We start from the raw sequence: 14,057 nt of genomic DNA, 5'->3' as shown, positions 1-14,057 counted from the left end.
CCCGCCGTCCCCCTGGACCGTGCCCCGCCCCCCTACGACGTGAGCTCGCCCGTGTCCACCGCCGCGGTCGCCGAGGCGGCACGGCCGGCATCGCCCGCCACCTCGTCCGCCGTCAGTACGTACCCCGTCTCGGCGTCCGAGGTGGAGCGGGCGAAGACCATGCCGAACACCCGGCCGTCGGTGGTCAGCAGCGGGCCGCCGGAGTTGCCCGGCCGCACCGTCGAGCGGATCGAGTAGATCTCCCGGGTGACCGTCTGGTCGTTGTAGATGTTCTGGCCGGTCGCCCGCACCTGGTTGGCCACCGTCGCCGCCTGCAGGTTCAGGTTCCCGTCCTGGGGGTAGCCCGCGACCACCGCCGAGTCGCCGCGCGCGGCGCTCTGGTCGAACCGCAGCACCGGGGCGCGCAGCTCCGGCACGTACAGCACCGCCACGTCCCGGTCGGGATCGAAGAGCACCACCCGGGCCTCGTACGACTGCCCGACCCCGCCCACCCGCACGCTCGGCCGGTCGATGCCCGCCACCACGTGGGCGTTCGTCATCACATGCCGCGCCCCGTACACGAAGCCGCTGCCCTCGCGGCCCTCGGTGCCGGCGGCGCCCTCGATCTTCACCGTGCTCCGCTTGGCCGCGTCGCTCGCGGCCGGAGTGACGCTGTCGCCCGTGGGTCTCGGCACCTGGGCCGTCGACTCGTTCTCGAACGGGTTGAAGACCTGCGGGAACCCTGCCTCGGTCAGCGCGGACGTCGCCCGCGAGAACCACACCGGGGTCGTCGCCGGCATCGTCTGCTGCACCGCTCCCAGCAGCGTCGAGTTCCGTATCGCCGTCGTCAGCGTCTGCGACGAGGACGCGCCCAGCACGCTCGCCGCGACCCAGGCCACGATCAGCACGGCGACCGAGTTGGCCGCCGCGCCCCCCACTCCGTCCGCCACCCGCAGCGGACCCCGGCCCTCCCGGTCCAGCTCCCGCCGCAGCCGCAGCGCCAGCCGGCCCGCCAGCTCGTGCCCCACCATGCCCGGGACCAGCACCGTCAGCACGGCCAGCACGGTCGCCGTGGCCGACCCGCGCGCCGCCAGACCGGCCACCCACGGCAGTACCCACACACCGACGACCGCGCCGCCCACGAACCCGGCCAGGGACACACAACCGGCGACCAGCCCGCGCCGGTAACCGGACGCCGCGTAGACGAGGATCACCAGCGCAAGCAGCAGGTCGAGCAGGTCCACGGAGCCGCCTTTCTCTCGGACCCCTTCTCATACGCGCGGGACGGGTCCGATGATCAGTCACGCGTGCAGCGTGCACGGTCACCGGACGGCGCACCGGCCACGTGTGCGTATATCCCCAGAAACGTCCTCCACCAGGACGATGGTTCCACCGGGTGGCACAGCACACATCGCGAGCCGCATGAGGCGGTCCGACAGTGTCCCTATGCCTGTCTTCACGCGTGTCTTCCGAAGATCACGGGGAGCGCGGCAGCGGCGGGCCGTGCGGATCCCGGGCACGGTACGGGTGCTGCTGGGGTGCCTGCCCGGCCTGGCCGCCCTTCTCGCGCTGGTCCTGTGCGCCCGCGGCGCCGAGCGCCCCGTGTCGGTGCGCCTCGCCCAGCCCGGCGCGGTCCGGCCCCAGGCGGCCCACCAGGCCGTCCGGCCACGCATCGTGCCCCGCTCCGCCTGGCTGGACCGCACCGCCGCCGGGCACACCCAGCCGCCCCCGCGCTACGACGACAAGGTGGTCGCCGTCTTCGTCCACCACACCGACTCGCCCAACCAGTACGCCTGCACCGACGCGCCCCGCATCATCCGCGGCCTGTACGCGGGCCAGACCGGCCCCCGCGCCTGGGACGACATCGGGTACAACTTCCTCGTCGACCGCTGCGGCACCATCTACGAGGGCCGCGCCGGAGGCGTCGACCGGCCCGTCACCGGCGCCCACACCCAGGGCTTCAACCACCGCAGCACCGGCATCGCCGCCCTCGGCACCTTCACCGCCGGCGTCCCCGTCCCGCAGGCCATGACCGATGCGATCGCCGCCCTCACCGCCTGGAAACTCGGCCTCGCCGACATCGACCCGCGCTCCGGCACCCGCCTGGTCTCCAGCAACGGCCTCAGCCGCTACAAGGCCGGCAGCACCGCCGCCCTGCCCGCGGTGGCCGGCCACAACGAGGGCTTCAGGACCAGCTGCCCCGGCGCCGCCCTGACCGCGCGGCTCCCGGAGATCCGGCGGACCGCGGCCCGGCTGCAGGGCCGGGCGGCGGCCGGTCCCGCGCGCACAGCAACGCCACAGGCGGCTCACCGCACCCCCTGAGGTCACGGCCCTACCGTCGAGGCACGCACCGGCGGGAGGTGCGCCGACTGGAGGCGGGGAGACGATGAACGGTCGTACGCAGCAGCAGGACGAGCAGGCGCGGCAGTCCGGGCCGGCGGCCTCCGTGTGGACCCGGGCGGTGCGCCGCCCCTGGACCGTCGTCTGCGTCGTCGCGGCGGTCGTGGTCGGGCCTGCCGCCGCGACGGCCTCCGCGCTCGACCGGGCCAACGCCGCGCCGCCCCTGCACGCGTCGGAACAGGAGAACGCCAAGTCCCTTGCGTGACAAGGCAATCGGGCTTGTTTGCAACTTGGCGCAGGACTTCGGGGAGCCTAACCTTTTAGGGCAAAAGTGAGGCAGGAGTGAGTGACCGGCGGTCGGGTTGTGCCGCGCACTGGCCACTCCCGCCGTCATCCTGCGGGGCTCCGCGCGCGTGCGATACGGTGCGTGCGCATTGCCGAAAGCGGGAAATACGGGGGTTTCCAGGCATGGGGCAGCCTCGGGCCGTACGGTCGTCGACCGTGGGGTGAGAGGGAGTCAGGGTGGGCGACGGTGACCTGCTCGCACGCGGCTGGCGCAAAAGCAGTGCTTGCGACCCGTACGAGTGCGTGGAAGTCGCCCTGACGGACGGGGGAGTTCGGGTGCGTGTGTCGCATCGTCCGGACGGGCATGTCATCGCCTTCGAGGCTCCGGCCTGGAAGGAATTTCTGCGCGCGTTATGCGGTAGAACCCTGGAAGGGCCGGCATGAGAGGCGACTTCCGGCCATGGGAGCAGAGCGAGGACAGGCACGGGGGGTGGCTGTGGTTCGATTGGGCCCAGCAGTGAGACGACATCCGCATCACCATCAGAGTCCACTTCGGTTGCCTGGGGGCGAGATGGGGGAATCCGCCAAGACGTCGCTTCCCGCGGGGAATGCGGACCGGCCGCGGGGCAGATCGGTTCTGCTGCTGGCCGTTCTGCTGGTCGTCGGCTTCGTGGTTTCGGGGGGTACGGCGACGCTGGTGGGCGTTCTGCTCTCCCTGGCGGTGACGCCGGCGCTGCGGCCCTGGGTCTGGGCCGTGTCCGGCGCGGTGATGGCGGGACTCGCGGGGGTGCTGCTCGACCGGGGCACTACGGCTGCTGCGCGTCACTTTCCTGAGCTGGCGGGGCGGTTCCGGGCTCCGGAGCAGCGGGGTTCTGGGAGCGGTTGCTGAACCAGGCGCGTATTCGCCGTCGGCCCCAGAAGTACGCGGTGACGCCGGCGAGTCCGCTCACACTCCACTTCATGGTGCCGGGGGACGGCGCGGACCCCGGGGCGATCTGCTGGACCAGGGCGTGGACGGCGATGGTCACGAGCGGAACGGCCACGCACAGCACCACGGCGATGACCGCCAGGCCCCCCAGGAGCTTGAGGAACCGCTTCTGCCCCTGGTCCGAGCCGAGGATCGCGTAGAGGAAGAAGATCCGCACGTCGTTGTCCGTGGTGGCCCGCTCCGGGAGTATCTCCCGAGGCGGGCGGACGTCCCCGTCGCCCGGGACGATCGCGGTCTGCCGGACCGGTTCCAGCGCGGTCTCCGGCTGGTCCTCGGGTTCCGGCGCGGCCTCCGGCTCGTCCTCCGGTTCCGGCGCGGACGTGTCCGGGTCGGCACCGTTGCCCGCCAGCCACTGCCGTATCCAGGTGAAGACACCCGCCACGGGCCCTCTCCGATCTCTGCCCGACTGTCTCCAGTGCGGTGGAACTGCTAGGACGGGTACTGGGCCAGCACCGCGTCGATGAAGCCGATCGCGTCGTCGCCGGACACGGCCTTCCCGTGGGACTCCTCGAACCTCGCCAGGTACCCGTCGACGGCCTCCTGGTCGTCCCGGGTCGTCAGCGCGCCGCTCGGGCCCTCCACGAAGAGGACGTCGTCGTCGTTGCGGAACGTCAGCGCGATCGAGCCGCTGCGCAGCACCGGGTGCGCGCCCAGCGTGAAGGGCACCACACTCAGCTCCACGTGCGGGACGCGGGCGGCCGACCTCAGCCGCTCCAACTGCTCGCGCATCACGGCCGGTCCGCCGACCCAACGGCGCAGCGCCGCCTCGTCGACCAGGAACCGCAGCCGCGGCTCGGCCGCCTGCTGGAGCAGGCGCCGCTGCCGCTCGGCGCGCAGCTGGACGATCGCGTCGGTCTTCTCGGCCGGGCGCTGACCGTCCTCCAGCAGGGCACGGGTGTAGTCCTCGGTCTGCAGCAGGCCGGGGACGAACGTGGGGTCGTAGGCGGACAGTTCGCTCGCCGCGCTCTCCAGGCCGAGGTACACGGCGAACGGGGCGCTCACCACCTCCCGGTAGGCGCTCCACCACGGCGGCCGTCGGCTCTCCCGGGTGGCCTGCTCCAGGTCCCGGCGGATGGTCTCGTCCGTCACGCCGTAGAGATCGAGGAGGGCGCGCAGGTCGGTCACGGACACGCCGACCGAGCCGCCCTCGATCCGGATGACCTTCGAGGGTGACCACGCCAGGCGCTCGGCCACCTCGGGCTGGCTGATGTGCGCGTCATTGCGGTAGTTGCGCAGGGCCAGACGCACCCTGCGCCGTTCCAGAGCCGGGTCTTTCGATGCCATCTCCTCGCGGTCCCGATTCTTTGTCGAGGATGAGCTTCGAGCCGCCACTTGGCAGATTGCCGGGTGGCAGTCTGCCAGGTGGCAACCTGCTCCCGGACGCTTGCCACCTGGCTGCCCTGACGGATTGCGCTCAGCCTACCCCCGGCGCACGGAAAACGTGGAACACGCCCCTGGCGCACGGTTTCTGACGGTGTGTCCAGTGGGGCGCAAGAAGCCGGGGGTGCGGGTGAATCCGCAGCTCAGGGCGTGGAGGGGCGGGTCGGCGGGCGTGATGGAACGTTTTCGGTCGAATCCGGTGGCGGAATCAGCCCTTGAAACGTGTCGAAAGTTTGGGGTAAAGCTCGGCGAGGACCGCTGCGTTCTCGAAGTCGATCGGGGTGCCCTCGGGTTCGGCGGGCGCCGGCGCGATCCCGAGGTCCGGGGCGACGGTGCCCGTGAGCTGCTCGTACGCCTCGTCCGCCGCGTAGCCCAGCTCCTCGCCGTCTCCGTCGATCTCCTCGTCGAAGTCCTCCAGCAGCTCGGCCAGGGAGTCCGGGGCGTGCAGGGCGCCCTCGAAGACCTCCCGGCCCTGACCGATCAGCCAGCACCGGAAGTAGTCGAACGCGTCGTCGCTGGCCCCGTCCAGCAGCACCCAGGCGGCACCCCACAGGTCCCAGTGATAGGCACGGCTGTAGCGGGCCTCGAAGTGACGTGCGAAGTCCAGGACCATCTCCGGGTCCAGCTGGAGCAGCCGGTCCACGAGCAGGTCTGCCTGCTCCTCGGGGTCGCCCTCGGCGGCCTCGCGGGTGGTGTCGATCAGCTCCCAGAACTCCGTCTCGTCCATCACGGCACCAGCATCGGGCCTGAGCCGGTGGGACGCACGCGGAGTGCGGCGGAGTGCTGCGGATCGTTATCAGACGTTCCCGTGCCCGTACCGCGCCGCGAGGGCGGCTGCGTCCGCCGCGAACCGCTCGCGCAGACCCGCCGGCGCCAGCACCTCGGCCTCCGGACCCAGCGCCGTCAGCTGGGTGTGCGCGACCTCCTCCGACTCCACCGGCACGGTCACCGTCAGCCACCCCTCGGCGTCCGGCGCGCCCGCGCTGCCCAGCGCCTCGCGCGCGGAGAGCGGGTCGACGGTGTACGGCAGCCTGCGCACGCCGTCCGGGGAGAGCCGTACGACGACCTCGGCGCGCAGGATCGACCGGGCGAACCGCTCGGCCTGCTCGGCCCAGTGGCCCGGCAGGTCGAACTCCGGATCACGGCTGAAGCGCTCGGCGCGGGCCTCGACGGCGTCGAACCGGTCGATCCGGTACGTCCGGAAGGCACCGCCGTCGGCCACCCGCGCGCACAGGTACCAGACGCCCGCCTTCAGCACGAGGCCGTACGGCTCCAGCTCCCGCTCCACGGCCGCTTCCCCGCGCCGGTAGACGGCACCGATCCGCCGGTCCTCCCACACCGCCTCGGCGATCACGGGCAGCGGCGCGGGTGCCTCCGGCTCCCGGAACCACGCCGGCGCGTCCAGATGGAACCGCTGGGCGGCACTGTCCGGGGCGTCCCGCAGCGAGGGCAGCAGCGCGGCGGAGACCTTCAGCCGGGCGGCGGAGGCGACGTCCTCCAGACCCATCTCCCTGAGCGCCCCCGGCACCCCGCTCAGGAACAGGGCCTCGGCCTCACTGCGCGCCAGCCCCGTCAGCCGCGTCCGGTACCCGCCGATCAGCCGGTACCCCCCGGCCCGCCCCCGGTCGGCGTACACCGGCACCCCCGCCTCCGACAGTGCCTGCGCGTCCCGCGTGACCGTCCGCTCCGACACCTCCAGCTCCCGGGCCAGCTCGGCGGCGGTCATGGAGGGCCGGGACTGGAGGAGGAGCACCATCTTGATGAGCCGGGCGGCACGCATGCCGTCCATGATGCAGGGGGCCACTGACAAGGAAGGGGTACGGCAGCAGCCGTACCCCTTCCCACAGGACCTCGGAGACTACAGCCCGTACTTCTCCCGGGCCTCCTTCACCGCCGTCGCCTTGACCTCGCCGCGGCGGGCGAGCTGGGCCAGGGCCGCCACGACGATCGACTGGGCGTCGACGCCGAAGTGGCGGCGGGCCGCCTCGCGGGTGTCGGAGAGGCCGAAGCCGTCGGCGCCCAGCGAGGACCAGTCCTGCTCGACCCACTGCGCGATCTGGTCCGGGACCTGGCGCATGTAGTCGGAGACGGCCAGGACCGGGCCCTCGGCGCCCTGGAGCGCCTGGCGGACGTACGGCACACGCTCCTCGCCGCGCAGCAGGGCCGCGTCGGCCTCCATCGCGTCGCGGCGCAGCTCCGACCAGGAGGTCGCGGACCACACGTCGGCGGCCACGCCCCACTCCTCGGCGAGCAGCTGCTGCGCCTGAAGGGCCCAGTGGATCGCCGTACCGGAGCCCAGCAGCTGGATGCGCGGGGCGTTGGCCGGTGCGGTGACGCCCGCGGACTCCGCCGTGTTGAAGCGGTACAGGCCCTTGACGATGCCCTCGTCGATGCCGAGCCCGGCCGGCTTGGCCGGCTGCGGCAGCGGCTCGTTGTAGACCGTCAGGTAGTAGAAGACGTTCTGGTCCTCGCCCGGCTTGGCCTCCCCGTACATCCGGCGCAGACCCTCACGGACGACGACCGCGACCTCGTAGGCGAAGGCGGGGTCGTAGGTGAGCGCGGCCGGGTTGGTCGCAGCGATCACGGGGGAGTGGCCGTCGGCGTGCTGGAGGCCCTCGCCCGTCAGGGTCGTACGGCCCGCCGTCGCGCCGACGAGGAAGCCGCGGCCGAGCTGGTCGCCGAGCTGCCACATCTGGTCGGCCGTGCGCTGCCAGCCGAACATCGAGTAGAAGATGTAGAACGGGATCATCGCTTCGCCGTGCGTGGCGTACGCGGTGGACGCGGCGATGAAGTCGGCCATCGAACCGGCCTCGGTGATCCCCTCGTTGAGGATCTGGCCGTTCTTGGCCTCCTTGTAGTACATCAGCTGGTCGCGGTCGACCGGCTCGTACGTCTGGCCCTTGGGGGAGTAGATCCCGAGCGACGGGAAGAGCGACTCCATACCGAAGGTGCGCGCCTCGTCGGGGACGATCGGCACCCAGCGCTTGCCCGTCTCCTTGTCGCGGACCAGGTCCTTGACCAGGCGGACGAACGCCATGGTGGTGGCGACGTTCTGCGAGCCGGAGCCCTTGTCGAAGGAGGCGAAGGCCTTCTCGGCGGGGGCGGGCAGCGGGGCCGGCGCGTGCGTACGGCGGGCCGGGGCCGGGCCACCGAGGGCCGCGCGGCGCTCCTGGAGGTAGCGGACCTCGGGGGAGTCGGCGCCCGGGTGGCCGTAGGGCACCACGCCGTCGACGAAGTCGCTGTCCTTGATCGGCAGGTCCAGCAGGTCCCGCATCGTCTTGAACTCGTCCACCGTCAGCTTCTTCATCTGGTGGTTGGCGTTCTTCGACGCGAAGCCCTCGCCGAGGGTGTGGCCCTTGACCGTCTGGGCCAGGATCACGGTCGGCGCACCCTTGTGCTCGACGGCGGCCTTGTACGCGGCGTAGACCTTGCGGGCCTCGTGACCACCGCGCGAGAGGTGGAAGATCTCGAGGATCTTGTCGTCGCTCAGCAGCTTCGCCATCTCGGCGAGCGCCGGGTCCTTGCCGAAGAAGTCGGCGCGGATGTAGGCGGCGTCGCGGGTCTGGTACGTCTGGATCTGCGCGTCCGGTACCTCGCGCAGGCGGCGTACGAGCGCGCCGGTGGTGTCGAGCTGGAACAGCTCGTCCCAGGCCGAGCCCCACAGGGTCTTGATGACGTTCCAGCCGGCGCCGCGGAACTGGGCCTCCAGCTCCTGCACGATCTTGAAGTTGGCGCGGACCGGGCCGTCGAGGCGCTGCAGGTTGCAGTTGATGACGAAGGTGAGGTTGTCCAGCTCCTCACGGGCGGCGAGCGCGAGGGCCGCCGTCGACTCCGGCTCGTCCATCTCGCCGTCGCCGAGGAACGCCCACACGTGCGAGGCGGAGACGTCCTTGATGGCGCGGTTGGTGAGATAGCGGTTGAAGCGCGCCTGGTAGATCGCGGAGAGCGGGCCGAGGCCCATCGACACCGTCGGGAACTCCCACAGCCAGGGCAGACGGCGCGGGTGCGGGTACGAGGGCAGGCCGTTGCCGCCGGACTCCTGGCGGAAGTTGTCGAGGTGGCCCTCGTTCAGCCGGCCGTCCAGGAAGGCGCGGGCGTAGATGCCGGGGGAGGCGTGGCCCTGGATGTAGAGCTGGTCGCCGGACCCGTCGGCCTCCTTGCCCCGGAAGAAGTGGTTGAAGCCCGTCTCGTAGAGCCAGGCCGCGGAGGCGAAGGTGGCGATGTGGCCGCCGACGCCGTACTTCGATCCGCGGGTCACCATGGCGGCCGCGTTCCAGCGGTTCCAGGCGGTGATCCGGGCCTCCATCTCCGGGTCACCGGGCAGGGCCGGCTCGGCGGAGGTGGGGATGGTGTTGACGTAGTCGGTCTCGAGGAGCTTCGGCAGCGCGATGCCGCCCGCCTCGGCGCGCTCCAGCGTGCGGCGCATCAGGTATGCGGCGCGGTGCGGCCCGGCCTCCCTGGCGACGGCGTCCAGGGAGGCCTGCCATTCGGCGGTCTCCTCGGGGTCGCGGTCGGGGAGCTGGTCGAGCGCGCTCGGCTGGATGGCGTGGGGGTCGGTCATGTCGCCGCCTTCCTCAGTCGAAGGGGGTTCCCTCATCGGTAAGGGTTCGGGGGTGCCCTTGGTCTTTGGCAGGACAGGGCAGGCGGACTTCGGTGGAAGTCCGTCGGCGACTGTAACTCCCTGATCGATGATCGATCAAAGGGTTGAGGGGCAAAACTTCTCGATTACGAGAAAGTAGGCACCGGGTGCCTTTCGGGCGGGCACGCGGTGCCGTGTTTTCGATCAGTTTTCGAGCTGTTTCCCCAGGTGAGCGTGGGGGCGCTCGACTGCGTCAGGCGCGCGGCGCGCAGCCCAGGACGTGGGCCTTCACCAGCTCGGCGATGCGGGGATCCCGGCGCTTGAAGGCCTGCACCAGCTCCTCGTGCTCCTCCGCGTACGACTGCTGGACCGTGCCCAGCCAGCGGATCGACAGGGCCGTGAAGACCTCGATGCCCAGGCCCTCCCAGGTGTGCAGCAGGACCGAGTTGTCCGCCGCGCGGACCAGCTCGCGGTGGAAACCGACGGTGTGGCGGACCTGGGCCGTGCCGTCCGCGTTGCGGTCGGCCTCGTACAGGGCCAGGACGTGCGGCTCCAGGGCCGAGCAGTCCTCGGCGAGGCGTTCTGCCGCCAGCTCCGCCGCGATGGCCTCCAGGCCGGCTCGGACGGGGTAGCTCTCCTCCAGGTCGGCCGCCGTCAGGTTCCGCACCCGTACGCCCTTGTTCGGGGCCGACTCGATCAGACGGAGGGACTCCAGCTCGCGCAGTGCCTCCCGGACCGGGGTCTGGCTGACCTCCAGCTCGGTGGCGATCCGCCGCTCCACGATGCGCTCGCCCGGCTGCCAGCGCCCGCTGACGATTCCCTCCACGATGTGCTCGCGGATCTGTTCGCGCAGCGAGTGGACGACGGGCGCGGTCATGAAGGCTCCTTCGGGAGGGCTGACGTTTAGACAATAAGGCCGTGCAGCGGTTTGGGAGGGGTGCAGGGGGTGCTTTCGTGCAGGTGAGACGAGGCTTACACGGCGCCCGAAAACGTCGGTGCCCCCGCCCGGAAGTTCCGGGCGGGGGCACCGACGTGCTGCACCGAGCGGCGATTACAGGCCCAGCTCGACCTCGAACTCGCCCGCCTCCAGGATCGCCTTGACCGCCGTCAGATAACGGGCCGCGTCGGCGCCGTCGACCAGGCGGTGGTCGTAGGAGAGGGTCAGGTAGGTCATGTCGCGAACGCCGATGACCGTGCCCTCCTCGGTCTCGATGACGGCCGGACGCTTGACCGTGGCACCGATGCCGAGGATCGCGACCTGGTTCGGCGGCACGATGATCGTGTCGAACAGCGCGCCGCGCGAGCCGGTGTTGGAGATGGTGAAGGTCGCGCCGGACAGCTCGTCCGGGGTGATCTTGTTGGCGCGGACCTTGCCCGCCAGGTCGGCCGTGGCCTTGGAGATACCGGCGATGTTCAGGTCGCCCGCACCCTTGATGACCGGGGTCATCAGGCCCTTCTCCGAGTCCACCGCGATACCGATGTTCTCGGCGTCGAAGTAGGTGATCGTGCCCTCGGCCTCGTTGATCCGGGCGTTGATGACCGGGTGGGCCTTCAGCGCCTGGGCGGCGGCCTTGACGAAGAACGGCATCGGGGAGAGCTTGACGCCCTCACGGGCCGCGAAGGAGTCCTTCGCCTTGGCGCGCAGCTTCATCAGGCGGGTGACGTCGACCTCGACGACCGACGACAGCTGGGCCTGCTCGTGCAGCGCCTTGACCATGTTGTCGCCGATGACCTTGCGGATGCGGGGCATCTTGACGGTCTGGCCGCGCAGCGGGGAGACCTCGAGCGCCGGGGCCTTCCTGGCGGCGGCCGGAGCGGCGGCGGGAGCCGGGGCAGCGGCGGCGGCCTTCGCGGCCTCGGCGGCGGCGAGGACGTCCTGCTTGCGGATGCGGCCGCCGACGCCGGTGCCCTTGACGGTGGCCAGGTCGACGCCGTTCTCGGCGGCGAGCTTGCGCACCAGCGGGGTGACGTAGGCGCCCTCGTCGGTCGCCTGGGCGGCGGCGGGGGCGGCAGCGGCCGGGGCCGCGGTGACCGGGGCCGGCGCGGCCGGAGCGGGCGCCGGAGCCGGGGCAGCGGCGACCGGCGCGGGCGCCGGAGCCGGAGCGGCGGGAGCCGGGGCCGGGGCAGCCGGAGCGGCCGGGGCAGCGGCGGCGGGCGCCGGAGCCGGGGCGGCCGGAGCCGGAGCGGCGGCCGGGGCGGCACCGGGGGCGCCGATGACGGCGAGCTTGGCGCCGACCTCGGCGGTCTCGTCCTCGGCGACCACGATCTCGAGCAGCACGCCGGACGCGGGCGCCGGGATCTCGGTGTCGACCTTGTCCGTGGAGACCTCGAGCAGCGGCTCGTCGGCCTCGACGGACTCGCCGACCGACTTCAGCCAGCGGGTGACGGTGCCCTCGGTGACGGACTCACCGAGCGCGGGCAGGACCACGTCGGTGCCCTGGGCGCCACCGGCCGGAGCGGCGGGGGCGGCCGGGGCGGCCTCGGGGGCGGGAGCGGCGGGGGCCTCGGCGACGGGGGCCGGGGCCGGAGCCTCGGCGGCCGCGGGGGCCGGAGCGGCAGCGGGCGCGCCCGTGCCGTCGTCGATGACGGCCAGCTCGGCGCCGACCTCGACGGTCTCGTCCTCGGCGACCTTGATGGAGGCCAGCACGCCGGCGGCGGGCGAGGGGATCTCGGTGTCGACCTTGTCGGTCGACACCTCGAGCAGCGGCTCGTCGGCCTCGACGCGCTCGCCCTCGGCCTTCAGCCAGCGGGTGACAGTGCCCTCGGTGACGCTCTCACCGAGCGCCGGAAGGGTTACGGAAACCGCCATGGTTTCGGTTGCTCCTTACGAAATTGCGGAAGTCTGTGTCGTCGCGCCCGAAGACGGAAGGCGTCAGTCGTGCATGTGGAGGGGCTTGCCGGCCAGCGCCAGGTGCGCCTCGCCGAGTGCCTCGTTCTGCGTCGGGTGGGCGTGGATGAGCTGGGCCACCTCGGACGGCAGCGCCTCCCAGTTGTAGATCAGCTGGGCCTCGCCGACCTGCTCGCCCATGCGGTCGCCGACCATGTGGACGCCGACCACGGCACCGTCCTTGACCTGGACGAGCTTGATCTCGCCCGCGGTCTTCAGGATCCGGCTCTTGCCGTTGCCGCCGAGCGGGAACTTGATCGAGACGACCTTGTCCGCGCCGTAGACCTCCTTGGCCTTGGCCTCGGTGATACCGACCGAGGCGACCTCCGGGTGGCAGTACGTCACCCGCGGAACACCGTCGTAGTCGATCGGAACGACCTTCAGACCGGCCAGACGCTCCGCCACCAGGATGCCCTCGGCGAAGCCGACGTGCGCGAGCTGGAGCGTCGGGACGAGGTCACCGACGGCGGAGATGGTCGGGACGTTCGTCCGCATGTACTCGTCGACCAGGACGTAGCCGCGGTCCATGGAGACGCCCTGCTCCTCGTAGCCCAGGCCCTGCGAGACCGGGCCGCGGCCGACGGCGACGAGGAGGACCTCGGCCTCGAACTCCTTGCCGTCGGCGAGGGTGACCTTGACACCGTCCTGGGTGTACTCGGCCTTCTGGAAGAAGGTGCCCAGGTTGAACTTGATGCCACGCTTGCGGAACGCGCGCTCAAGAAGCTTGGAGGAGTTCTCGTCCTCGACCGGGACGAGGTGCTTGAGGCCCTCGATGACCGTGACCTCGGAGCCGAAGGACTTCCAGGCGGAGGCGAACTCGACGCCGATGACGCCGCCGCCCAGGATGATCGCGGACTGCGGCACGCGGTCCAGGACCAGGGCGTGGTCGGAGGAGATGATCCGGTTGCCGTCGATCTCCAGGCCCGGCAGCGACTTCGGCACGGAGCCGGTCGCCAGCAGGACGTGGCGGCCCTGGATGCGCTGGCCGTTCACGTCGACGGAGGTCGGGGAGGACAGGCGGCCCTCACCCTCGATGTAGGTGACCTTCCGCGAGGCGATGAGGCCCTGCAGACCCTTGTACAGGCCCGAGATCACGTCGTCCTTGTACTTGTGGACGGCCGGGACGTCGATGCCCTCGAAGCTTGCCTTCACACCGAACTGCTCGCTCTCGCGGGCCTGGTCGGCGACCTCGCCCGCGTGCAGCAGGGCCTTGGTGGGGATGCACCCCTTGTGCAGGCAGGTCCCGCCGACCTTGTCCTTTTCGATCAGGGCGACGTCCAGGCCCAGCTGCGCCCCGCGCAGGGCCGCGGCGTAACCACCGCTACCACCGCCGAGGATCACTAGGTCGAAAACGGTGCTGGCGTCGTTCGCCACGTCACGTCCTCCATGCATGTGCGCCGTACGCCGGTCTCCGATGACCGGCAGGCGGCTGGTGTCCGGCCGCTTGATGCTTCGGCCCTTCGGTGGGGGCCCTGTCCTGCCGGGCTCCATCTTTGCACTTGTTCCAGGCGGACGAGACGCCGGGCCGGGGTGTGAGACACCCCACGTAGGCCCGAACACGACACCCGAAAAGGAGGCTGCACCGAAGCAGGGGCGCGGGGAACTGCGTGAACAGTCCC

12 protein-coding genes are annotated in these 14,057 nt (G+C 71.5%); 3 read left to right on the top strand and 9 right to left on the bottom strand.

Annotated features, from left to right (window positions below; translation table 11 throughout):
• Positions 1-32: 32 nt before the first annotated feature.
• Positions 33-1,223, bottom strand: coding sequence for a MarP family serine protease (locus ABZ471_RS28260; protein ID WP_359070154.1), 1,191 nt, complete (start codon positions 1,221-1,223; stop codon positions 33-35).
• Between the two features lie 202 nt (positions 1,224-1,425).
• Here ABZ471_RS28260 and ABZ471_RS28255 point away from each other — a divergent pair, with 202 nt between their 5' ends.
• The 3 genes from ABZ471_RS28255 to ABZ471_RS28245 all read left to right on the top strand — a co-directional run bounded on the left by ABZ471_RS28255 (position 1,426) and on the right by ABZ471_RS28245 (position 3,048).
• On the top strand, positions 1,426-2,301 hold the full coding sequence (locus ABZ471_RS28255; RefSeq protein WP_359070153.1) for a peptidoglycan recognition protein: 876 nt from the start codon (positions 1,426-1,428) through the stop codon (positions 2,299-2,301).
• Between the two features lie 64 nt (positions 2,302-2,365).
• Positions 2,366-2,584 (top strand): hypothetical protein, encoded by a 219-nt coding sequence (locus ABZ471_RS28250; protein ID WP_359070152.1) that lies wholly within the window; start codon positions 2,366-2,368, stop codon positions 2,582-2,584.
• Positions 2,585-2,841: 257 nt separating this feature from the next.
• Positions 2,842-3,048, top strand: coding sequence for a DUF397 domain-containing protein (locus ABZ471_RS28245; RefSeq protein WP_359070150.1), 207 nt, complete (start codon positions 2,842-2,844; stop codon positions 3,046-3,048).
• 362 nt (positions 3,049-3,410) lie between these two features.
• Here ABZ471_RS28245 and ABZ471_RS28240 read toward each other — a convergent pair whose 3' ends face one another.
• The 8 genes from ABZ471_RS28240 to lpdA all read right to left on the bottom strand — a co-directional run bounded on the left by ABZ471_RS28240 (position 3,411) and on the right by lpdA (position 13,812).
• Positions 3,411-3,974, bottom strand: a complete 564-nt coding sequence (locus ABZ471_RS28240) for a hypothetical protein (RefSeq protein WP_359070148.1) — start codon at positions 3,972-3,974, stop codon at positions 3,411-3,413.
• Positions 3,975-4,021: 47 nt separating this feature from the next.
• Positions 4,022-4,876, bottom strand: a complete 855-nt coding sequence (locus ABZ471_RS28235; RefSeq protein ID WP_359070147.1) for a helix-turn-helix transcriptional regulator — start codon at positions 4,874-4,876, stop codon at positions 4,022-4,024.
• Positions 4,877-5,180: 304 nt separating this feature from the next.
• A complete protein-coding gene (locus ABZ471_RS28230) occupies positions 5,181-5,699 on the bottom strand; it encodes a DUF4240 domain-containing protein (RefSeq protein WP_359070190.1) in 519 nt (172 codons plus the stop codon).
• 69 nt (positions 5,700-5,768) lie between these two features.
• Positions 5,769-6,752 (bottom strand): WYL domain-containing protein, encoded by a 984-nt coding sequence (locus ABZ471_RS28225; protein WP_359070146.1) that lies wholly within the window; start codon positions 6,750-6,752, stop codon positions 5,769-5,771.
• Between the two features lie 78 nt (positions 6,753-6,830).
• Positions 6,831-9,533 carry a pyruvate dehydrogenase (acetyl-transferring), homodimeric type gene (gene aceE / locus ABZ471_RS28220; protein ID WP_359070144.1) on the bottom strand — a complete coding sequence of 901 codons (2,703 nt, stop codon included), beginning with the start codon at positions 9,531-9,533 and terminating at the stop codon, positions 6,831-6,833.
• A 271-nt stretch (positions 9,534-9,804) separates the two neighbouring features.
• Positions 9,805-10,428, bottom strand: a complete 624-nt coding sequence (locus ABZ471_RS28215; RefSeq protein ID WP_359070143.1) for a GntR family transcriptional regulator — start codon at positions 10,426-10,428, stop codon at positions 9,805-9,807.
• A gap of 174 nt (positions 10,429-10,602) precedes the next feature.
• Positions 10,603-12,360, bottom strand: a complete 1,758-nt coding sequence (sucB, locus tag ABZ471_RS28210; RefSeq protein ID WP_359070141.1) for a 2-oxoglutarate dehydrogenase, E2 component, dihydrolipoamide succinyltransferase — start codon at positions 12,358-12,360, stop codon at positions 10,603-10,605.
• Positions 12,361-12,423: 63 nt separating this feature from the next.
• Positions 12,424-13,812, bottom strand: coding sequence for a dihydrolipoyl dehydrogenase (gene lpdA, locus ABZ471_RS28205; protein WP_359070139.1), 1,389 nt, complete (start codon positions 13,810-13,812; stop codon positions 12,424-12,426).
• Positions 13,813-14,057: the final 245 nt, after the last annotated feature.

This window comes from Streptomyces sp. NPDC005728 (assembly GCF_040630895.1).
Lineage (GTDB): Bacteria > Actinomycetota > Actinomycetes > Streptomycetales > Streptomycetaceae > Streptomyces.
This window is presented reverse-complemented; position numbering and strand designations above follow the sequence as displayed.

Excerpts from the sequence above, each read along its gene's own strand:
- ABZ471_RS28255 (WP_359070153.1), top strand. The coding sequence starts at position 1,426 with ATGCCTGTCTTCACGCGTGTCTTCCGAAGATCACGGGGAGCGCGGCAG.
- ABZ471_RS28250 (WP_359070152.1), top strand. The coding sequence starts at position 2,366 with ATGAACGGTCGTACGCAGCAGCAGGACGAGCAGGCGCGGCAGTCCGGG.
- ABZ471_RS28235 (WP_359070147.1), bottom strand. The coding sequence starts at position 4,876 with ATGGCATCGAAAGACCCGGCTCTGGAACGGCGCAGGGTGCGTCTGGCC.
- ABZ471_RS28230 (WP_359070190.1), bottom strand. The coding sequence starts at position 5,699 with ATGGACGAGACGGAGTTCTGGGAGCTGATCGACACCACCCGCGAGGCC.
- ABZ471_RS28225 (WP_359070146.1), bottom strand. The coding sequence starts at position 6,752 with ATGCGTGCCGCCCGGCTCATCAAGATGGTGCTCCTCCTCCAGTCCCGG.
- aceE (WP_359070144.1), bottom strand. The coding sequence starts at position 9,533 with ATGACCGACCCCCACGCCATCCAGCCGAGCGCGCTCGACCAGCTCCCC.
- ABZ471_RS28215 (WP_359070143.1), bottom strand. The coding sequence starts at position 10,428 with ATGACCGCGCCCGTCGTCCACTCGCTGCGCGAACAGATCCGCGAGCAC.
- sucB (WP_359070141.1), bottom strand. The coding sequence starts at position 12,360 with ATGGCGGTTTCCGTAACCCTTCCGGCGCTCGGTGAGAGCGTCACCGAG.